Consider the following 20,528-nt stretch of genomic DNA (forward strand, 5'->3'; position numbering starts at 1 on the left):
CGCGTCCCGACCCGGCCCGCCCGCTTCTGCTCCGGCTCCATCCTGCGCCACACCTGCGTCATGGCCGGCACCGGATCGATCGGCCTGCTCGCGGTGTTCTCGGTCGACCTGCTCAACCTGCTCTACATCTCGATGCTGCACGATCGGGGGCTGACGGCGGCGATCGGCTTCATCGGCGCCGTCTCCTATCTGCAGATGGCGGTCTCGATCGGCCTCTCGATCGGGCTGGGGGCCGCGGTCTCGCGCCGGATCGGCGCGGGCGCGGTCGGCGAGGCGCGTCAGATCGCCTCCGCGGCACTGACGGTCATGGTCGCGGTCATGCTCGCCATCGGACTGGGGACGGTGCTGCTGCTTGGCCCGCTGCTGCACGCCCTCGGGGCACGCGGCGCGGTGCTGGCGGCGGCCACGCGCAATCTCTCGATCATCTCGCCGTTCCTGCCGCTGATCGCGCTCGGCATGGGCTGCTCGGCGCTGCTGCGTTCGGTCGGCGACGCCCGCCGCTCGATGACGGTCACGCTGTGGAGCGCGTTCCTGCTTGCCTGCCTCGACCCGGTGCTGATCTTTGGCCTGCATCTCGGCCTCGAGGGGGCCGCGATCAGCACCGTGCTGTCGCGCGCCACCGCGGCGGGGCTCGGCCTGCTCGCCGTGCGCCACCATGATTTCCTGCAGCGGCCACACTGGCGGATGCTACCCGCGCATGCCTGGCCGGTGCTCACCGTCGGCTTCCCCGCGGCGCTGACCAACCTCGCGACGCCGGTCGGCAGCGCCTACACGACGCATGTGATGGCGAAGTTCGGGCTCGGCGCGGTGTCGGGCCAGGCGACCATCGACCGCATCATCCCGGTCGCCTTCGCCTTCATCTTCGCCCTCACCGGCTCGGTCGGGCCGATCATGGCGCAGAACCTGGGGGCGCGGCAGTTCCCCCGGGTGCGCGAGGCGTTGCGCTGCGCCCTGCTGCTGGTGCTGTCCTGCGTGCTGGCGATGTGGTTCGCACTTGCGCTGCTGCAGGACCAGGTGGTGGCCTTGTTCTCGGCCACCGGCGACATGGCGATGCTGCTGCACCTGTTCTGCACGTGGACGGTGGCGAGCTTCCTGTTCATTGGGGCGCTGTTCGTCGCCAACGCCGCTTTCAACAATCTCGGCCATCCGCTGCTCTCGACACTGTTCAACTGGGGCCGGGCGACGCTGGGCACCATCCCGTTCGTGCTGCTCGGCATGCGTTACGGCCCGCGCGGGGTGCTGGTCGGCCAGGCCGCGGGCGGCATCGTCTTCGGCCTGCTGGCGGTCGTCACCGCCTTTGCGCTGACCCGCCGGATGCACACGATGCAGGCGCGCGTGCAACCCGTGGCGCCGCTGCCGGCGCTCAGCGCCAAGGCGGCAATGATCGAGATGGCCGAGCTGACCCGAGAGGAAGCCGGTTCGCAGGCTTGAAGCGCTGGACGCGGGATTGTCCGTCGACCGTCTTCGGCAAGGTCTGACTGCTCGCATGACAGATCGCATAGGGGCTGCTAGAACACATCCATTCTGGAGCCAGATCGGAACCATGTCGGTTAATCTGTCGATCAAGAACGCGCCTGATCGGGTTGTGCAGCGCCTTAAGGAGCGGGCTGAACGGCATCACCGATCATTGCAAGGCGAGCTGCTGGCCATCATCGAAGCCGCTGTCGAGGAAGACAGACCGGCGACGCCTGCCGAACTTCTGGCCGAGATGCGTCGGTTGGGCCTGCATACGCCGCGTGAGTCTGCAGCGATCGTTCGTGCGGACCGCGATGGCCATTAAGGTGGTCGACGCTTCGGCGTTGGCTGCCCTGCTGTTCGGTGAACCGGAGGCGGACATAATCGCCGTCCGGCTCGAGGGCGCGCAACTGGTGGCGCCCGCTCTGCTCGGCTTCGAGCTTGCCAATGTTTGCCTGATCAAGAGCCGGCGTCATCCGGAGCAGCGGGACGCGCTCCTGGCAGCTTTCGGCATGCGCGGCCGGCTTCAGGTGGCGGCTGCCACGGTTGATCACGGCGGCGTTCTGGAGCTGGCCAATGCCACCGGTCTGACCGCCTACGACGCTTGCTATCTTTGGCTGGCCCGGCAACTCGACGCGGAGCTGGTCACGCTGGACCGGCAGCTCGCCAATGCAGAGAAGGCGAGCCAGACATGAGCGTCAGAAGGGATGGCACGGCACGTCCGTAACTAGAGCAGCATACGATCAATTGGAATCGCTTCGCGATGCCAAGTGTCAACCCCGACGAGCCGGAAGCGATGTGCCCGACAGCAGCCGGCGCGTCATCGACAGCGACCCGAACAGCGCGACCAGCAGCGCCAGCACCCAGTGCGGGCGGCGCAGGAAGATGATCCAGGCGAAGTCGTAGCCGGCCAGCAGCAGGAAGACGATCGAGACCGCGATCGCCAGCCCCAGCGCCGGCTGTCCGCGCCGGAGCGCCACCACGCAGAGCGCGAGGAACACGCAGAACAGGGCGACCGCCAGCGCGCGCACCACCTCGATGGTCGGCCCGCTCAGGCGGTCGAGGGTGTACTCCGTGCGATCGATCGCCTCGCGCAAGGCCTGTTCCACCGGGTTCGGCCCGGCGAAGATCAGCAGCAGGGCCAGCACCGCGCCGAGCACCCAGATCAGGACAATCCCGTTTCGGCTCATCCGGCCAGCACCTTCTATCCAATCAGGAACCACAGTCTGAACAGCATCGTCTCCGGCCAGGTCCTGCGCGCCAGGGCGTGCAGCCGGAGCAGGGCACGTAGCCTTGCAAGGCGGTCGCTGTCGAGCGCGGCTGCGATGATCGCAAGATCCGCGCGGGCCTGCGGGGACAGTGGCGCCGGCTGGGCCAGCAGCGCCGCCACATGCTGGCGGAACAGGCGCATGAAGCTGTCCGGCCCGCGCCTCAGCGCCATGAGGCCACGCCGGAGCGTCGAATGCGGAGCGCCGACCGCGTTGCGGTGATGCTGGCGGTAGAGCACGACGGCGATCGGATCGACCACGAGCGCGCCGTCCGCGGCGCCGACCAGCAGGTATGACCACCAGTCATGCAGGGTATTGTCCGGCAGCCGGCTGCCTGCCACCAGCGCCGCCGCCGCGGGGTTGAGCAGCACGGTGCAGCCGGTAGCGAGGTTCTGCGTCAGCGACGCCGGGAACGACGGCAGGCGGCGGATCGCCGGCGACAGGCCGATCGAGTGCAGATTGCCATCGGTCAGCACCTGGCGCGCGCAGTACAGCGCCGGTCGCGCGGATGCCGGAGCACCGAGCCCTGCCAGCCCACGGGCCAGCTTGTCCGGCAGCCAGACATCGTCCTGGTCGGCGAACGCCACCACGTGGCCCGGGGGTGCGGCGCGCAACAAAGTCAGGAACGAGGCGGTGATGCCGAGATGGCGGCCGCCCTCGACCGCCCTGCAGCGTCCGGCGCCGGCGGTGCGCGAGAACTCCGCCATGATCGCCGCCGAGCCATCGCGGGAGCCGTCGTCGCGCCAGTACAGCATCCAGTCGGTGTGGGTCTGCGCGATCAGGCTGGCGAGTTGCTCGCGCAGAAAGGGAGCGCCCTCGTAGGTGGAGAGCAGGATCACGACCGGCCGCTGCACGCGAGAAGCTTTAGCCCGCAGGCGTATCGAAGGCTACTGCCCCGCCCCGAGGAGATGATCCACCGTCGCACTGACGCTGCGCCGCCAGGGCGGCAGCCGGACGCCGAACACCCGGTCCAGCTTGCTGCAATCGAGACGCGAGTCCGACGGGCGGCGCGCCGGCGTCGGCCAGTCCGCGGTGCGGATCGCGATCACGTCCGGCATCGGCCGGCCATGCCTGGCCGCCGCCTCCAGCGCCGCCACCGCCAGGCCGTGCCAGGTGGCCTCGCCGCTGCCGGCTGCGTGAAAGATGCCGCCGTATTGCTCCTGCCAGCCATCGGCCTCGATGCGGCCGGCGATGGCCAGGATCCCTGCCGCGAGATCATCCGCGCTGGTGGGACGGCCGTACTGGTCTCCGACCACGCGCAGGGTCGGATGTCGCGTCGCCGCCTCGACCATGGTGCGGACGAAGTTCTTGCCGGTCGGGGAATAGACCCATGACGTACGCAGCACGATGGCGCGCGGGCACGCCGCCAGCACCGCTCGCTCGCCGTCTGCCTTGGTGCGACCATAGACCCCGGTCGGCGATGTCGGGTCGGTCTCGAGGTAGGGCTCACCCTTGTCGCCGTCGAAGACATAGTCGGTCGAGACATGGATCAGCGGAATGCCGGCATCGGCGCAGAGACCGGCGAGCCGCGCCGGCCCGGCGACATTGGCGCGCGCCGCACCGGCCTCGTCGGCCTCCGCCGCATCCACCGCCGTCCAGGCGGCGGCATTCACCACAAGCCGGGGTGCGGCGCGCGCGAAGATCGTATCGATGCTGGGGGGCACGTCGAAATCGAACTCGGGACGGCCGACACGACGAACCTGCTCGCCGCCGATTGCCGCCAGCGACGAGGCGAGCTGGCCGCTGCCGCCGGTGACCAGAATCGGGTGCGTCAAAGCCGGAACCAGCCTTCCGCCTGGGCGAAGGGCGGCGCGAGTTTGTCCTTGTCCGACAGCACCGCCTCGTCGGCCGTGATCGGCCATTCGATGCCGATCTCTTCCGAGTTCCAGAGCACCGCGCGCTCGGCGGCGCGGTCCCAGACGTCGGTGCATTTGTACTGCACCTCGGTGTCGCCGGTCAGCGTGCAGAAGCCGTGCAGGAAGCCGGGCGGGATCCAGAGCTGCGACCAGTTCGCCTCGGAGAGCTCCGCACCGACCCATTGGCCGTAACTCGGCGATCCGACCCGTGCATCGACGGCGACATCGAAGATCGCGCCGCGGGTGCAGCGAACCAGCTTGCCTTGCGGATGCGGCGCCACCTGGCAGTGCAGTCCGCGCACCACGCCGCGCTGCTTCGACAGGCTGTGGTTGTCCTGCACGAACTCCGGTGCGATGCCGGCCTCGCGCATGCGGGCGCGGTTGTAGGTCTCGGAAAAGAAACCGCGCTCGTCAGCGAAACGCGCCGGGGTCACGAGAACGATGTCGTGGATCGCAAGATGCTCGATCTGCACGTGGTATTCTCCTGGATCGCGTCCTGGGACCCTACTTGTGTGCCCCGTCCGCAAGCTCGAGCAGCAGGCGGCCGAGTTCGGTCTTGCTCAGGCCCTGCGCGTGACGGCGCAGCATGGGGCTGTCGATGAACCCCATGCGGAAGGCGACCTCTTCCGGGCAGCCCACGAGCATACCCTGGCGGGACTGGATCGTCTGCACGAACGTACCGGCCTGCATCAGGCTGTCCGGCATGCCGGCATCGAGCCACGCGCAGCCGCGTCCCAGCTTCTCGACATGCAGCGAACCTTCGTCGAGATAGAGGCGGTTGAGGTCGGTGATCTCGAGTTCGCCGCGCGCCGACGGACGGATGCGGTGCGCATATTCGCTGACCCGCGCATCGTAGAAATACAGGCCGGTGATCGCCCAGTTCGATTGCGGGTTGGTCGGCTTCTCGACGACCTCGAGCGCGCGCCCGTCCTCGTTGAAGCTGATCACGCCGTAGCGCTCCGGGTCGCGCACCTGGTAGGCGAACACGGTCGCCCCTTCGGCGCGCGACGCCGCACCGCGCAGCAGCAGGCCGAGATGGTCGGCGAAGATCAGGTTGTCGCCCAGCGCGAGCGCGCAGGGGGCGTTGCGCAGCCAGTCGTCGGCGATCAGGAATGCCTGCACGATGCCGTCCGGGCTCGGCTGCACGCGATAGGTGAACTGCACGCCGAGGCGGCTGCCGTCGCCGAGCAGACGCTCGAACTGCGGCAGGTCGGCCGGCGTGGAGATGATCATGATGTCGCGTATGCCGGCCAGCATGAGAGTGCTGAGCGGATAGTAGATCATCGGCTTGTCGTACACCGGCAGCAACTGCTTGCTCGCCGCCAGCGTCATCGGATGCAGCCGGGTCCCGGAGCCGCCGGCCAGCAGGATGCCCTTCATTGCTGTTTCAGCCTGGGCTGTTTCAGCCTGGGCTGTTTCAGCCTGGGCTGTTTCAGCCTGGGCTGTTTCAGCCTGGGGCGCCTCGGCCTCGGCCGACCTCTGCTCCGTCATGCCGCCGTCCCGAGCCGCTGGCCGGGATAGGTCTTGCGCCGGATGGCCCGCCACCAGTCCTGGTGATCGAGATACCATTGCACCGTGCGGCGGATGCCGCGGTCGAAATCATGGGCCGCGCGCCAGGCGAGACTCGCCTCGGCGTGCGAGGCATCGATCTCGTAGCGAAAGTCGTGGCCTGGCCGATCGGAAACGAAACGGATCAGGCGCTCGCGTGGGCCGGCGGGATCGGGGCGCAGATCGTCGAGCACGCGGCAGATTGTCTGCACGACCTCGAGATTGGAGCGTGGCTGACGCGCGCCGATGGCGTAGGTCTCGCCGGGCACGCCCTGCTCGACCGCGCGCACCAGCGCCTCGGCATGGTCCTCGACGAACAGCCAGTCGCGCTTGTTCGATCCGTCGCCATAGACCGGAAGCTCCCGCCCCTCGATCGCGTTGATGGTGACAAGCGGGATCAATTTTTCCGGGAAATGCCAGGGACCGTAATTGTTCGTCGTGTTTGTCACGAAGACCGGCAACCCGTACGTGTGGTGCCAGGCGCGCACGAGATGGTCCGATGCCGCCTTGCTCGCCGAATACGGACTGCGCGGATCGTACGGCGTGGCCTCGGTGAAGGGCGCATCGCCGTCGCCCAGCGCCCCGAACACCTCGTCGGTCGAAATATGATGGAAACGGAACGACGCTCGGCTGGCCGCATCCAGCGCGGACCAGTAGCCACGCGCCGCCTCGAGCAGGGCGAACGTGCCGACCACGTTGGTCTGGATGAACACGGCGGGCCCGTCGATCGAGCGATCCACATGGCTCTCGGCGGCAAGATGCATGACCGCCTCCGGACGATGCTCCGCGAACAGACGCTGCATGGCAGCAAGATCGGCGACGTCCGCGCGCACGAGCGTATGCCGCTCATGCGTGCGGGCTTCCTCGAGTGCATCCTCGGAGGCCGCGTATGTCATCCGGTCGACATTGACGACGCTGTGCGCCGTCGCGCGGATCAGGTGGCGCACCACGGCCGAACCGATGAAACCGCAACCGCCGGTCAAGAGAATTCGCATTTTGCGGTCCCACTCACCCGGTCGGATAGGCCGGGCGGCGCCAATCTGGCAGCCTCAACGGTGTCAAGCAACACAATGTGAGCCGAGGCTGTTACACTGCACGCTGTTACACGGCACTCTCTTTGCGAGCTGCCGTTTGCGGGCAATGCGTTTGCGGGCAATAAGCGGCACCACCCAACCGGCGGACGGTCGATCGATGTTTGCGGAAAAGCTGAGCACCCAGCTCCTGGCAGCGCTCGACCGTCCGGACCTGCGCGTCGTGGCGGAAGGCCGCCGGATCGACTTCGATGCGTCGCTGGACACCGCCTTTCGCGCCGATCCCGGCGGCGAGGTGGTGCTCGGCGCGGCATGCCTGGGACCTGCCCGCGTCTGCGCGTTCCACATCCGGCACGCGCTCGAGCTGTCCATGCTGCTCGATGTCGCCGCCCGCACCGCGACGGAGCCGCTGCTGCTGTGCGACCTGCCGATCCTGGCCGGCCTGTGCGCCGCCCGCACCGCCGCCTTGTTCTGGCAGCTCGACGGGCCGGCCGGCGAGGCCGCGACCCGCATCGAGCCGGTCAGCTGGCTGGCCGCCATGGCGGCCGAGCGGCCGCCGGATGAGACCGTGCTGCACCGGGTCTGGGCGCAGGTGCGCGGACTGCAGGGCCCGTCCTACCGCCTGCTGCGCGCGGCCTGCCTCGGCGTCGATGACAGCGGGGTGCCCCCGGCGATGGTCCGCCGCCTGGCGGCGATCTGGCACCTGCTGGGGCCGGCCGAGGCGCTGATGGCACAGGGCGGCGACCAGCGGCTCGCGGTCGATCCTGCGACCGGCCTGAACCATTATGGCTGCTCGCACCGGCCGAGGCCGTGGGCGATCACCTTCGCCTCGTCAACCGCCTCCTCGCTGTCGGAGCGCGGCTTCGGCGGCGCCGAACTGGCCCGGCTGCGTCTGGCGGCGGCGGCCTTCAGCGGCCAGGCCGACACCGCGCTCGCGGCCGAGGCGCGGGCGGTGCGCGACGGGATCGGGGCGTATTACGGCCTGCAGGATGATCCGCGTACCGCCGGCAGCGAGGTCGTCCTGGCGGCCTCCGGCACCGACTGCGAATTGCTGGCCCTGGCGCTGGCCGGCCAGGCGGCCGCGGTCAGCAACATCCTGGTGGCGCCCGAGGAGACCGGCACCGGGGTGCCGCTTGCGGCCGCCGGGCGGCACTTCGCCGACGACACCTCCGGACGCCATCGGGTCCGCAAGGGCGACCCGGTCGCGGGCTTCGCCACCGAGACACGGGTGCTCACGGTGGCGATACGCGGCGGCAGCGGATGCCTGCGGGACGCCGACGACATCGCCCGCGATTGCGTGCGCCTGGCGCGCGCCGAGCACGCCGCCGGCCGCCATGTCCTGCTGCATCTGCTGGACCTGTCCAAGACCGGGCTGCTGGCACCGTCGCCGGCCGCCATCGACGCCCTGCAGGTGAGCCTCGGTGGCCCGCAGCCGGGCGAGCGCTGTGACGTGGTGGTGGATGCCTGCCAGGCGCGGGTCGATCCCGGGCATGTCCGCGACTACCTGGCGCGTGGCTGGATGGTGATGATCACCGGGTCGAAATTCTTCACCGGGCCGCCCTTCTGCGGGGCGCTGCTGCTGCCGCAGGCCGTGGCGCGACGGCTGCAGGCCGGGGCGTTGCCGGCCGGCCTCGCCGCCTACAGCAGCCGGACGGACTGGCCGGCGCGGGTGCCTGCGGCGCGTCACCTGCCGGACGCCGTCAATCACGGCATGGTGCTGCGCTGGCAGGCGGCGCTGGCGGAAATGCGGGCATTCCAGGCGGTGCCCGCGGCCCAGCTGCTGCAGCGGCTCGAGCGCTTCCTGGCCGCAGCGCGCGCGGCGATCGCCGTCCATCCGGATCTTGTGCTGATCGAGGTGCCGGCGCCGCAGCGCCAGGCGGCGATCTCCTGGGACCGGCTCCAGACCATCCTGAGCTTCATGGTGCTCGAGCCGTCCGGGGCTGGCCGGCAAGCCGGCGCCGGCGACCGATGTCCGCTGCAGCTCGAACGCGCGCGCCGGTTGTATCGCTGGCTGAATGCCGATGTCTCCCGGGCCCTGCCAAGACATGCGACGCCGGCGGAGCGGGTCCTGGCACGGCTGCTATGCCATGTCGGCCAGCCGGTGCCGGTCGCGCACGAGACGCTGGGCGGCGTGCCGGCCGGGGCGCTCAGGATCTCGGCAGGCGCCCGCGTGGTGTCCGGCGAGCCGTCGCATGGCGGCCTCGGCAGCGACGACCGGATCGCGCGCGAGATCGCCGACATGCGCCGCGTGCTGGACAAGATCACGCTGCTGCTGCGTTACTGGCCGGCGATGGCGCGGGCTGATCCGGAACCGAGCTACGCCCCGCTGCCCCAGCCAGAGCCGTGGCCGCCCGGCACGCCCGGCCCGGGCGACGCATGATGCAGTCGTTCCAGAAGCCGAAACCTCCGTTGCCGCTGGCGATGCTGACGGCGCTCGGCATCGTCTATGGCGATCTCGGCACCAGCCCGCTCTACACGATGCAGACCATCCTGCAGACGACCGGCGGCAATGTCGCACCCGACACCGTCCTGGGCGTGCTGTCGCTGATCATCTGGGCGCTGCTGCTCACCGTGTCGGTGAAGTACGGCATCTTCGTGATGCGGGCGGACCATAACGGCGAGGGCGGCATCCTGGCGCTGACCTCCCTGGTGACCGGCAGCCGGGCGCGGACCGGCAGCGGCATGGCGACCGGCATCCTGCTCTCTTGTGGCCTGTTCGGGGGCGCCCTGCTGTACGGCGACGGCATCCTGACGCCGGCGATCTCGGTGCTGAGCGCCGTCGAGGGGGTGAAGGTCGCGACGCCGGCGCTCGACCACCTGATCATGCCGATCGCGCTGGGCATCCTGGTCGGGCTGTTCACGCTGCAGGTGTTCGGCACGGCGCGGATCGGCGCGGTGTTCGGGCCGGTCATGCTGCTCTGGTTCATCACCATCGGCGGCCTCGGCGCCGTCGCCCTCATCCGGCATCCGGCGGTGCTGGCCGCCATCGACCCGCGGCACGGCGCGCATTTCCTGCGCGAGCATGGCTGGGGCAGCCTGGCCGTGCTCGGCGGCGTGTTCCTGTCGCTGACCGGCGCCGAGGCGCTGTATGCCGACATGGGCCATGTCGGGCGGCGTCCGATCCGCCTCGCCTGGTACGTGATCGTGCTGCCGGCGTTGCTGCTCTGCTACGCCGGCCAGTCGGCGTCGCTGATCGGCCAGAAGTCGCTGCCCGCGAACCCGTTCTACGGCATCCTGCCGGCGGCGATGTCGCATTGGGCGATCTGGCCGATGGTGCTGCTGGCGACGGCCGCCACCATCATCGCCAGCCAGGCCATCATCACCGGCGTGTTCTCGATGACCCGGCAGGCGATCCAGCTCGGCTGGTTTCCCGGCCTGAACATCCGGCAGACCTCCGACAAGGAATACGGCCAGATCTACGTGCCCGCGGTGAACTGGGTGATGATGCTGCTCACCGTCGGCGTGACCGCCGGCTTCGGCAGCTCCTCGGGCCTGGCCGGCGCCTACGGCACCGCCGTCTCGACCACCATGCTGCTGACCACGGTGCTGCTGTTCTCCTACCTGCGTCGCTGCGCCGGCTGGTCGCTGGCGGCGGCGCTGCCGGTAGCCGGCCTGTTCCTGGTCATCGACTTTGCCTTCTTCTCCGCCAACCTGATGAAGCTGCTGCAGGGCGGCTGGATTCCGCTCCTGGCCGGCCTGCTGATGTTCACCGTCATGAGCACCTGGCGGCGCGGCATCGCCGCGCTCCGCGCCATCTCGGGCGAGGGTGTGCTGGCGCCGGAGAAATTCCTGCAGCAGCTCGCCGACGGCGGCATCCCGCGCGTGCCCGGCACCGTCGTGTTCCTCACCCGCATCCGCGAGCCGATCTCGCCTTTGATGATTGCGCATGTCGCGCAGTTCGGGGCGCTGCAGCAGCATGTCGTGACGCTCACCGTCGAGTTCGAGGAGACCCCGAGGGTCGCGCAGGATGAGCGCATCACGCTGAACGGCTATGATGGCGGCCTGTGGCACATGGTGGCGCGCTACGGGTTCGTGGAGATCCCGAGCCTTTCGGCGGCGCTCTCCTTGGCGCAAAGCAAGGGCTGCCCGGTGGTGCCGCAGGATGCGCTGTTCGTCGGCGGCCGGGACGAGGTGGTGCGCGACCGCACTCGCCCACGCTCGCGCCTGCCGGGCTGGCGACGGGTGCTGTTCGGCTTCATGTATCGCAACGCCGTGCATTTCGTGGACCGCTTCGACCTGCCGGCGGACCATTTCGTGCAGACCGGACGGCAGGTGGGCCTGTAGATCGGCCGGCGTGACGCTATACGGTGCGGCGATGACCGAACGCTCGACCTTCCTCGACACCCCGCAACTCGAAGCCGGGGTCACCCGGCTCTGGCTGATCCGTCATGCCCTGGTGGAGCAGAACGCCCGCCTGATGCTGTACGGCACCATGGACGTGGCGCTCTGCCCGGACAGCCTGGTGGCACAGGTGGGCATGTATCAGGGGCTGGCAGCCCGGCTGCCGCGCACCCCGGCCTGGTATGCGACCCCGCTCAGCCGCACGCAGCGCACCGCGCAGGCGATCCAGGAGGCGGGCTACCCGCAGACGCCGCTCGCGATCGAGCCCGGGCTGCTGGAGCAGGACATGGGCGAATGGCAGGGGCTGGCGCACGGCGACCTGCCGGAGCGGCTGCAGTCACCCGCGCATGTGTTCTGGCCACTGGCCTCGGACGAGGTGCCTCCGGGCGGCGAGAGCATGGTCCAGGTCTGCGAGCGCGTCGGCCGGGCGATCGAGCGCATCGCCGACGCGCATGACGGGCAGGACATCGTGGTGGTCAGCCACGGCGGCGCAATTCGGGCCGCGGTAGCGCATGCCCTCGGCGTCGATGCGGACGCCGCCCTTCGGCTGTCGGTGCAGAACCTGTCGCTGACAATCCTCGAGCGCCACCCCAAATCCTGGCGCGTGGTAGCAGTCAACGAAATGCCAGGTGTTTAGAAGCCTCCCGAAAGGCTGCTTGAAAACGCCTGATGCTGGATGAGAGCGGCTCGTAGAGCCGCGCCCGGCGTGCCTTTCCGAGCACCGCAGCGCAGCGGCCTTTTCGGCCGTGAGCAGCGGAGCGGAGAAAAGGCGCCCAACCTTGAAAGCGGGGGATCGCCAGCAGCAGGCGTTTTCAAGCAGCCGCCGCTAGTGTCCTGAACCCGAAGTTCGCTCATTAACTGTATAAGTGGTTCGGGTGCAGAACCTCTCGATGGTTGCGAGGATGTCGTCGGCGGACTTCGTCCAACGGAACGGCTTCGGGTCGGCGTTGTGCTGGTTGATGAAAGTCTCGATCGTCTGGTGGAGGCTGGCGACGCTACGGTGAACGCCGCGTCTGATCTGCTTCTCGGTCAGCAAACCGAAGAACCGCTCGACCTGGTTCATCCACGACGCGCTGGTCGGCGTGAGGTGGATGTGCCACCGGGGGCGCTTGGCGAGCCAGTTGCGGATCAAGGGCGTCTTATGGGTAGCGTAGTTGTCCATCACCAGGTGGACATCGAGCTGGGCCGGAACATTGGCCTCGATCTCGTCGAGAAACTTGCGAAACTCGCCAGCACGATGCCGGGGATAGCAACGGCCGATGACATGTCCGGTGGCGATGTCGAGGGCAGCAAACAGCGATGTCGTGCCGTGCCGTTTGTAATCATGGGTCTGCCGCTCGACCTGCCCCGGCCTCAACGGCAACATCGGCTGGCTTCGATCGAGCGCCTGGATTTGCGACTTCTCATCGACGCAGAGCACAACCGCATGCCGGGGCGGCGAGACGTAGAGGCCGACGACGTCCCGGGTCTTGGCGACGAAATCCGGATCGGTCGACAGCTTGAACGTCTCGACGCGGTGCGGCTGCAGGCTGAACGCCCGCCAGATCCGTTGCACGCTCGTGCTCGACAAGCCCGAGGCGCGGGCCATGCTGCGCGAACTCCAGTGGGTCGCGCCGAGCGGCAGGCTCTCAAGGGTCCGGACAATCACATCCTCGATCCGGGCATCGTCAAGGGTGCGCGGCGCTCCGGAGCGTGGCTCGTCCAGCAGCCCGTCCATGCGATGCGCTGCAAAGCGTCGCCGCCATTTGCTGACGGTGACCTGATCCACGCCGAGGGACGCTGCGATGTCCTTGCCGTAGCCACCATCGGCGCAAGCAAGAATGATCCTTGCACGCATCGCCCGGCCTTGAGCGGTCGACCGCAGCTGGCTTAACGTCAGCAGCTCCGCACGCTCCGCATCGCTCAACACTATGGCGGCAGGCGGTCGACCTCTCATGTTCCGCTCCTCACCAACCAAAGGAGTATCCCATACACAAAGGTCGAGTACAAGAGTTCTCAAGCGAACTTCGGGTTCAGGACACTAGCGTGCCATGAGTACGGTGAGCTGCGCGTTCTCCAGGACGTGGCGGGTGACGCCGCCGAGGATGAGCTGGCGCAGGCGGGAGTGCGAATACGCACCCATGCTGACCATGTCGGCGCCGAACTTCGTGCAGGCCGCCAGCAGTCCGGCACCGACCTCCTTGTCGATGGCCCGGAAGGATTGCAGCGTCGCGCGCACCCCGTGCAGCGCCAGATAGTCCAGCAAGGCGGCGGCATCCGGCCCGCGACGCTGGTAGTCCTCGGAATGCAGCACCTGGACCGCCTCCGCCTGCTTGGCCCATGGCAGGATCGACAGCACCGCGGAGGCACTCTCGCCGGTGCCGTTCCAGGCGATGCAGAGCCGGCGCCCGACCTGCTGCGGCGAGAGCTTCGGCGCGATGACCACCGGCCGGCCGCTGTCGAACAGCACCGCATGCAGGGCCTCCGACGACGAGACCTCCTCGCCGGAATCCGCATGCGGCACCACGGTGAGGTCGGAGAGCCGTGCCGCATAGGCGACCAGTTCGTGCTCGCGGCCGGTGATCGAGCGGAAGCTGGCGGTCGGGCCGGCCAGGTCGTGGGTGCGCGGGTCCGGATCGGGCGGACCGCCGCGCACCTCCAGCCCGGCTGCGCCGACCAGCCGGTCGAACACCTCGCGCACCGCCAGCGATCGTCGGGCCTGCTCGCGGTCGGCGGCGGTCATCATCTCCTCGACCATCGCGCCGGACAGGCCTTCGCCCGCCAGCGGGGCGACCTCGCGGCTGTCGCTGCGGACATGCAGCGCCGCGAGATGCGCGCCGAAGCGCCGGGCCAGGATCAGGGCGGTCGCCAGCGCCGCCTCCCCGTTCGGCGTGCCGTTCAGCGGCAGCAGGATCTTGCGCAGCTCGCTCATCGGCGAGTTCCCTCCTTACTCGATCGCCGAAACTAGTGCACCAACCCAGACAAAGCGAGCAGCTTTGTCTGGGTTAAAGGTGCCCTAGAACATTGATATAGTGCAGCTTTAATCCAAACAGACTGGTTCAGTCTGTTTGGATTGCTGCACTAGCATGGAATGGTCAGGGATAGAGCCGGGTCGTCTGCCAGCTGGCCTCGCTCTCGCGCCGATACACCAGGCGGTCGTGCAGGCGGTGCGGCATGTCCTGCCAGAACTCGATGATGTCGGGCAGCACGCGGTAGCCGGACCAGTGCGACGGCCGCGGCACGTCGTCATCCGGGTAGCGCTGCTGCATCGCCGCCAGCCGGCCCTCCAGTTCGGCACGGTCCGCAAGCGGCCGCGACTGGTCGGACGCAATGGCGCCCAGGCGGGAGTTGCGCGAGCGGCTGGCGAAGTAGGCATCCGCTTCCGCGTCCGTCACATCCTCGACCGGACCCTCCACGCGCACCTGCCGGCGCAGGCTCTTCCAGTGGAACAGCAGGCCGGCATGGCGGTTGGCCGCCAGTTCCTCTCCCTTGCGGCTCTGCTTGTTGGTGTAGAAAACAAAGCCGCGCGCATCGAGGCCCTTGAGCAGCACCATGCGCACCGAGGGCAGCCCCTCGTGCGTGGCGGTGGCCAGCGCCATCGCGTTCGGATCGTTCGGCTCCACCGCCTCGGCCTCGGCGAGCCAGCGCTGGAACAGCCCGATCGGGTCGGTATCGCACTGCAGCGGCTCATCAGGCATGGTCAACTCCTTATCCTGCCGGGCTTAACGTACCGCGCTTAACCCGCCCGACCGATGCCGGTTCGCGCCGTGCCGGGAGCACAGGCTTGTCGCTGGGCAGCGTGTGTGTCAGGACGGCACGCGAGAGGCCAGCCCGCTCAAGCCTGGCTTCCTATCTCTCATCAGGACGAGGCCGCATGCCCGACGGCGCCCACCCCCTTCCCGTGCGAGGCACCTTGATGCAGGGCAAGCGCGGCCTGATCATGGGTGTGGCCAACGACCGTTCCATCGCCTGGGGCATCGCCGCCGCCTGCGCCGCCCAGGGCGCGGAACTCGCCTTCACGTTCCAGGGCGAGGCGCTGGAGAAGCGCGTGCGGCCGCTGGCGGAAAGCGTCGGCGCAGCGCTGGTGCTGCCGTGCGACGTCGCCGACGATGCCGCTATGGACGCGACCTTCGCGATCATCGCGCGCGAGTGGGGCCGCCTCGACTTCCTGGTGCACGCCATCGGCTGGGCCGACAAGACCTACCTGCGCGGCCGCTATGCCGACACCCCGCGCGAGGCCTTCCTGCAGGCGCTGGACATCTCCTGCTACTCCTTCACCGCGGTCAGCCGGCGGGCGGCAGCCCTGATGGACCGCGGCGGCTCGTTGCTGACCCTGACCTATCTCGGCGCCGAGCGGGTGATGCCGCACTACAACGTCATGGGCGTCGCCAAGGCGGCGCTTGAAGCCTCGGTGCGCTACCTCGCCGCCGACTTTGGCGCCGACGGCATCCGGGTGAACGCGATCAGCGCCGGGCCGATCAAGACGCTGGCCGCCAGCGGCATCGGCGACTTCCGCTACATCCTGAAATGGAACCAGCTCAATGCGCCGCTGGAGCGCAACGTGTCGATCGACGAGGTTGGCGGCGCCGGGCTGTACCTGCTGTCGGACCTGTCCAGCGGTGTCACCGGCGAGGTGCACCACGTCGATAGCGGCTACCATACCGTGGGCATGAAGAACCCCAAGGCGCCGGACATCGCCGCCGTTTCGGACTGAGACCCGCTTCGAGAATGCGCTACACCGAGCAAGAGTGCCGCGCAGCGGCACGCCCGGCGTGGCTATCGAGAACCGGAGCGGAGCGGCCTTCTGGCCGTGAGCACCGGAAGCGCAGAGAGCCGCGTCGGATTGCCGGTGTAGTAGCGTTCTCGAGGCGGGTCGGTGTCGCATAACAGCTTCGGTCACCTGTTCCGGGTCACGACGTGGGGCGAGAGCCACGGGCCGGCGATCGGCTGCGTGGTGGATGGCTGCCCGCCGCGCCTCGCGCTGTCGGAGGCGGACATCCAGCCCTGGCTCGACCGCCGCCGTCCGGGACAGTCGCAGTTCACCACCCAGCGCCAGGAGCCGGATGCGGTACGCATCCTGTCCGGGGTGTTCGAGGGCCGTACCACCGGGACGCCGATCTCCCTGGTGATAGACAATCTCGACCAGCGCTCGCGCGACTATGCCTCCGTCGCCGACCGCTATCGGCCCGGCCATGCCGACCTTGCCTATGATCTCAAATACGGCATACGCGACCCGCGCGGCGGCGGCCGCTCGTCGGCCCGCGAGACCGCGATGCGGGTTGCGGCCGGCGCGGTGGCCCGGCTGGTGCTGGGACCGGGCGTCAGCGTGCGCGGCGCCCTGGTGCAGATCGGCCCGCACCCCATCGAGCGCGCGCGCTGGGACTGGGAGGAGGTCGGCCGCAACGCCCTCTTCTGCCCCGATGCGGGCACCGTGCCGGTCTGGGAGGCGTATCTCGGCGCGGTACGCAAGCGCGGTTCCTCGGCCGGCGCCATCATCGAGCTGCAGGCCGAAGGTGTGGCACCCGGCCTGGGCGCGCCGATCTACGCCAAGCTGGATGCCGACCTGGCCGCGGCCCTGATGAGCATCAATGCGGTGAAGGCAGTGGAGATCGGGGCGGGCTTCTCGGCCGCCGAGTTCAGTGGCGAGCAGAACGCCGACCCGATGCGGCTGCGAGATGGGGAGGTGGTGTTCGGTTCCAACAATGCCGGCGGCATCCTCGGCGGCATCTCGACCGGACAGCCAATCACAGCACGCTTCGCGGTCAAGCCGACCAGCTCGATCCTGACCCCGGTGCAATCGGTGACTCGCTCCGGCCATGAGGTCGATGTCGCGACCCCGGGGCGGCACGATCCGTGCGTCGGCATACGCGCGGTGCCGGTGGGCGAGGCCATGCTGGCCTGCGTGCTGGCCGATCACCTGCTACGGCACCGGGCCCAGAATCCAGGCCCGACCCAGAATCCGAGCCAGACTCCCTGCTGAAGCGTGCGCTGCGCAGCCGGGCGATGCTGGCCGTGTCGGCCTGGGGGATCGGGCTGTATCTCGACCTCGCGCTTCGCTCCACCCGCTGGCGGCTGCAGGCCGATGCCGAGACCTGGGCCCTGCTGACCGGCCGCGACGGCCGCACCGCCATCGTGGTGTTCTGGCACGAGTACCTGCCGCTGGTGACGGCGCTCTGGCTGCTGGCCCGGCGCGAGAACCCGCACCTCTCGCTCAACGTGATGATCAGCCGCCATCGCGACGGGCGCCTGATCGCGGACGTCATCCGGCGCTGGCGGATCAATACGGTGACCGGATCCTCCGCCCGCGCCGGCAAATCGGAAAAGGGCGGGGCGGCGGCGCTGCGCCACCTGCTCGGGCTGCTGCGCGACGGGCAGGTGGTGACGATCACGCCGGATGGCCCGCGCGGCCCGAGGCGGGTGACGCAGCCCGGCAGTGCCCGGCTGGCGGCACTCGCCGGCGTGCCGGTGGTCCCGATCGCAGTGTTCTGCCGGCCGAGCCGTCGCCTGCGTTCCTGGGACCGGATGATGCTGCCGCTGCCGTTCGGCCGCGGCACCATACGCTGCGGCACGCCGATCACGGTGCCGCGCCAGGGCTGGCACGCGGGCTTCGACGTGATCGGGCGGGCCCTGGACGCCCTCGACGACGACCAGCCCGGCAGGCGGATTGCCAGGGTGCCCGCACCTCCGGCCAGTGCCCGGCTCTGGTGGCTCGCCGGAAGCTTGGCGGAGCTGCCGCTGCGGTTGCTGCTGCGGCACCGGGTGGCGCGCGGCAAGGAGCTCGCGGCGCGCCTCGGCGAGCGGCGCGGGCGCGCCAGCCTGGCCCGGCCGCCCGGCCGCCTGATCTGGCTGCATGCGGCGAGCGTCGGCGAGACGGTGTCGCTGCTGCCGCTGCTGCAGGCGCTGTGCCGCCTCGATCCGGCGCTGCACGTGCTGATGACCACCGGCTCGCTGACCTCGCAGCGGCTGCTGGCGCAACGCCTACCGGAGCTGGGATTGGCGGCGCGCGTGCTGCACCAGTTCATGCCGCTCGATGTGCCGCGCTGGCTGCACCGGTTCCTGGCGCATTGGCGGCCGCAGGCGGTGGCGCTGGTCGAGAGCGAGCTGTGGCCGAACCTGATCGCCGCGGTCCACCGGCGCGGCTTGCCGCTGGCGCTGCTGAACGCCCGCATGTCCGATCGCAGCACGAGACGCTGGCAGCGACTGCCGCGCCTGTCGCGCGACCTGCTCCGGCACTTCAGCTGGATCACCGCGCGCAGCGACGAGGACGCGCTCCGCTTGCGGGCGCTGGGCGCGCAGGATGTGCAAACACCCGGCGACCTGAAGCAGGCGGCGTCGGCGCTGCCGGTGGACGCGGCCGAGCTCGAACGCGTGCGCGCTGCCCTCGGCGGCCGGCCGATCCTGCTCGCCGCCTGCACGCATGACGGCGAGGAGCCGGTGCTGGCTGCGGCGCACGCTTTGCTTCGTCTCCGCCAGCCAGGGCTGCTGACCATCATCGCGCCGAGGCACCCCGAACGCGGGGCCGGCATCGCCGGGGCCCTGGGTGGCGCGCCGCGCCGCGCACTCGGGGAGCTGCCCGGACCGGCGCAGGCGTTCTGGGTCTGCGACACGCTCGGCGAGCTCGGGCTGCTCTACCGCCTGTCGCCGATCGCCTTCCTCGGCAACAGCCTGCAGACGGCCATCCGGGGCGCCGGCGGCGGCCACAACCCCTTCGAGCCGGCACGGCTGGGCTGCCTGGTTGCCACCGGACCGCTGACCTGCAACTTCAACGCCGCCTTCGAAGCCCTGCACTGGGTGGAGGCGGTGACCGTCACACCCACGGCAGCGGCGATCGCCGACTGGGCCGACGCGATGCTGAACGACCCGGCCCTGCGGGCCAGGCGAGCGGAGGCAGCCCGGCTGATCGCCGCCCCGGCCTCCAGCCTGCCGGTCGACCTCGCACGTCGGCTGCTCGGCCTCACGGACGCGGCCTGATGCGTGCGCCGGCCTTTTGGGCCAGCGCCACGCCCGGGCTGCGCGCGCACCTGCTTCGGCCTGGCGCCCGGCTGTTCGAGGCCATTACCCGGCGGCGGCTCGCGCGGCCAGGCTGGCACGCGCCGGTGCCGGTGCTGTGCTGCGGCAACCTGACCGTCGGTGGTGCGGGCAAGACCACCCTGACGCTCGACCTGCTGTCGCGGCTGCGGGCACGCGGCGTCGTGGTGCATGCGTTGACGCGCGGCTATCGGGGCACGGTGCGCGGCGTCGTGCGGGTCGATCCGGCCCAGCATGATGCAGCCCAGGTCGGCGACGAGCCGCTGCTGCTGGCGGCCATCGCGCCGACCTGGGTAGGGGCGGATCGCGCGGCTTCGGCACGGGCCGCCATCGCCGCCGGCGCCAGGTGCCTGGTCATGGATGACGGCATGCAGAACCCGACGCTGGTGCAGGACTGCACGCTTTTGGTGATCGACGGGGCGGCAGGCTTCGGCAATGGCTGCGTGCTGCCGGCCGGCCCGCTGCGCGAACCGGTGGCGGCCGGGGCGGGGCGGGCGCGGGCCGCGATCCTGATCGGCCCTGACCAGCGCAATGTCGCCGCCTTGTTGCCGGCCGCCCTGCCGGTGCTGCGCGCCGAGCTGGCCCTGTCGGCGGAAGCCCGGTCTTTGCGCGGACGCAGGCTGGTCGCGTTTGCCGGCATCGGGCGGCCCGAGAAGTTCTTCGCGTCCCTGCGCACGCTCGGGCTCGACGTGGCCGCCGAGGCCGGCTTTGCGGACCATCACCGCTATCGCCCGGGCGAGCTGCGCCGGCTTTCGGAGCTGGCCCGGGCACTGGGCGCGTTGCTGGTCACCACCCCGAAGGACGCGATACGCCTGCCGGCCGGGTTTCGTGCCGGGATCGTGGTGCTCGGCGTCGGGTTGCAGTGGGCGGATCCGGCCGCGATCGAGGGCACGCTGGACCGGCTGCTGGAGGCTGGAAACCAAAGCGAGGGACTGGCCTAAAACTTTGATGCAACACCTAGAGGAAGATGACACGGCTCAAAAACACAAGATGGAGTCACAAGGGTTGGAGCGAATCGCAAG

The 20,528-nt window shown here is 69.6% G+C and carries 19 protein-coding genes; 10 read left to right on the top strand and 9 right to left on the bottom strand.

Going from position 1 to position 20,528, the window contains the following annotated elements; all coding sequences use genetic code 11:
* Positions 1-60 precede the first annotated feature (60 nt).
* The 3 genes from ACQY4O_RS15700 to ACQY4O_RS15710 all read left to right on the top strand — a co-directional run bounded on the left by ACQY4O_RS15700 (position 61) and on the right by ACQY4O_RS15710 (position 2,150).
* Positions 61-1,431, top strand: a complete 1,371-nt coding sequence (locus ACQY4O_RS15700) for an MATE family efflux transporter (protein WP_428378218.1) — start codon at positions 61-63, stop codon at positions 1,429-1,431.
* 112 nt (positions 1,432-1,543) lie between these two features.
* Positions 1,544-1,780 carry a FitA-like ribbon-helix-helix domain-containing protein gene (locus tag ACQY4O_RS15705; RefSeq protein ID WP_428377286.1) on the top strand — a complete coding sequence of 79 codons (237 nt, stop codon included), beginning with the start codon at positions 1,544-1,546 and terminating at the stop codon, positions 1,778-1,780.
* Entirely contained in the window at positions 1,758-2,150 is a 393-nt protein-coding gene (locus tag ACQY4O_RS15710; RefSeq protein ID WP_428377287.1) for a type II toxin-antitoxin system VapC family toxin, read from the top strand. The genes ACQY4O_RS15705 and ACQY4O_RS15710 overlap by 23 nt, the downstream gene beginning before the upstream one ends.
* 78 nt (positions 2,151-2,228) lie before the next feature.
* Here ACQY4O_RS15710 and ACQY4O_RS15715 read toward each other — a convergent pair whose 3' ends face one another.
* From ACQY4O_RS15715 to rfbB, 6 genes are all read right to left on the bottom strand, one after another.
* The gene (locus tag ACQY4O_RS15715; RefSeq protein WP_428377288.1) at positions 2,229-2,645 is read right to left on the bottom strand and encodes a hypothetical protein; all 417 of its coding nucleotides are present in this window, start codon (positions 2,643-2,645) and stop codon (positions 2,229-2,231) included.
* 14 nt (positions 2,646-2,659) lie between these two features.
* Entirely contained in the window at positions 2,660-3,577 is a 918-nt protein-coding gene (locus tag ACQY4O_RS15720) for a glycosyltransferase (RefSeq protein ID WP_428377289.1), read from the bottom strand.
* Positions 3,578-3,610: 33 nt separating this feature from the next.
* Positions 3,611-4,498, bottom strand: coding sequence for a dTDP-4-dehydrorhamnose reductase (gene rfbD / locus ACQY4O_RS15725; RefSeq protein WP_428377290.1), 888 nt, complete (start codon positions 4,496-4,498; stop codon positions 3,611-3,613).
* Entirely contained in the window at positions 4,495-5,052 is a 558-nt protein-coding gene (gene rfbC, locus ACQY4O_RS15730) for a dTDP-4-dehydrorhamnose 3,5-epimerase (RefSeq protein ID WP_428377291.1), read from the bottom strand. Before rfbC ends, rfbD begins: the two co-directional genes overlap by 4 nt.
* Positions 5,053-5,083: 31 nt before the next feature.
* Positions 5,084-5,959 (bottom strand): glucose-1-phosphate thymidylyltransferase RfbA, encoded by an 876-nt coding sequence (rfbA, locus tag ACQY4O_RS15735; RefSeq protein ID WP_428377292.1) that lies wholly within the window; start codon positions 5,957-5,959, stop codon positions 5,084-5,086.
* Positions 5,960-6,066: 107 nt separating this feature from the next.
* A complete protein-coding gene (rfbB, locus tag ACQY4O_RS15740; protein WP_428377293.1) occupies positions 6,067-7,122 on the bottom strand; it encodes a dTDP-glucose 4,6-dehydratase in 1,056 nt (351 codons plus the stop codon).
* A gap of 196 nt (positions 7,123-7,318) precedes the next feature.
* On the opposite strand from rfbB, the gene ACQY4O_RS15745 reads away from it, so the two are divergent.
* From ACQY4O_RS15745 to ACQY4O_RS15755, 3 genes are read left to right on the top strand one after another with little or no spacing between them, the layout of a single operon-like run.
* Entirely contained in the window at positions 7,319-9,538 is a 2,220-nt protein-coding gene (locus ACQY4O_RS15745) for a hypothetical protein (protein ID WP_428377294.1), read from the top strand.
* Positions 9,535-11,442, top strand: a complete 1,908-nt coding sequence (locus tag ACQY4O_RS15750; RefSeq protein ID WP_428377295.1) for a potassium transporter Kup — start codon at positions 9,535-9,537, stop codon at positions 11,440-11,442. Before ACQY4O_RS15745 ends, ACQY4O_RS15750 begins: the two co-directional genes overlap by 4 nt.
* A 31-nt stretch (positions 11,443-11,473) precedes the next feature.
* Positions 11,474-12,136, top strand: coding sequence for a histidine phosphatase family protein (locus tag ACQY4O_RS15755; RefSeq protein WP_428378219.1), 663 nt, complete (start codon positions 11,474-11,476; stop codon positions 12,134-12,136).
* 189 nt (positions 12,137-12,325) lie between these two features.
* On the opposite strand, the gene ACQY4O_RS15760 is transcribed toward ACQY4O_RS15755, so the two are convergent.
* The 3 genes from ACQY4O_RS15760 to pdxH all read right to left on the bottom strand — a co-directional run bounded on the left by ACQY4O_RS15760 (position 12,326) and on the right by pdxH (position 15,176).
* The gene (locus tag ACQY4O_RS15760; protein WP_428378057.1) at positions 12,326-13,435 is read right to left on the bottom strand and encodes an IS630 family transposase; all 1,110 of its coding nucleotides are present in this window, start codon (positions 13,433-13,435) and stop codon (positions 12,326-12,328) included.
* Positions 13,436-13,519: 84 nt separating this feature from the next.
* On the bottom strand, positions 13,520-14,410 hold the full coding sequence (locus tag ACQY4O_RS15765) for a universal stress protein (RefSeq protein ID WP_428377296.1): 891 nt from the start codon (positions 14,408-14,410) through the stop codon (positions 13,520-13,522).
* Between the two features lie 163 nt (positions 14,411-14,573).
* On the bottom strand, positions 14,574-15,176 hold the full coding sequence (gene pdxH / locus ACQY4O_RS15770; RefSeq protein ID WP_428377297.1) for a pyridoxamine 5'-phosphate oxidase: 603 nt from the start codon (positions 15,174-15,176) through the stop codon (positions 14,574-14,576).
* A 176-nt stretch (positions 15,177-15,352) separates the two neighbouring features.
* Here pdxH and fabI point away from each other — a divergent pair, with 176 nt between their 5' ends.
* The 4 genes from fabI to lpxK all read left to right on the top strand — a co-directional run bounded on the left by fabI (position 15,353) and on the right by lpxK (position 20,447).
* Positions 15,353-16,192 (top strand): enoyl-ACP reductase FabI, encoded by an 840-nt coding sequence (fabI, locus tag ACQY4O_RS15775; protein WP_428377298.1) that lies wholly within the window; start codon positions 15,353-15,355, stop codon positions 16,190-16,192.
* A 162-nt stretch (positions 16,193-16,354) separates the two neighbouring features.
* Positions 16,355-17,458, top strand: coding sequence for a chorismate synthase (gene aroC / locus ACQY4O_RS15780; RefSeq protein WP_428377299.1), 1,104 nt, complete (start codon positions 16,355-16,357; stop codon positions 17,456-17,458).
* A gap of 23 nt (positions 17,459-17,481) precedes the next feature.
* A complete protein-coding gene (locus ACQY4O_RS15785; RefSeq protein ID WP_428377300.1) occupies positions 17,482-19,449 on the top strand; it encodes a glycosyltransferase N-terminal domain-containing protein in 1,968 nt (655 codons plus the stop codon).
* Complete coding sequence (gene lpxK / locus ACQY4O_RS15790) at positions 19,449-20,447, top strand: tetraacyldisaccharide 4'-kinase (protein WP_428377301.1); 999 nt, start codon at positions 19,449-19,451, stop codon at positions 20,445-20,447. The genes ACQY4O_RS15785 and lpxK overlap by 1 nt, the downstream gene beginning before the upstream one ends.
* Positions 20,448-20,528: the final 81 nt, after the last annotated feature.

It is taken from the genome of Lichenicoccus sp., from assembly GCF_965277665.1.
In the GTDB taxonomy this organism is placed as follows: domain Bacteria; phylum Pseudomonadota; class Alphaproteobacteria; order Acetobacterales; family Acetobacteraceae; genus Lichenicoccus.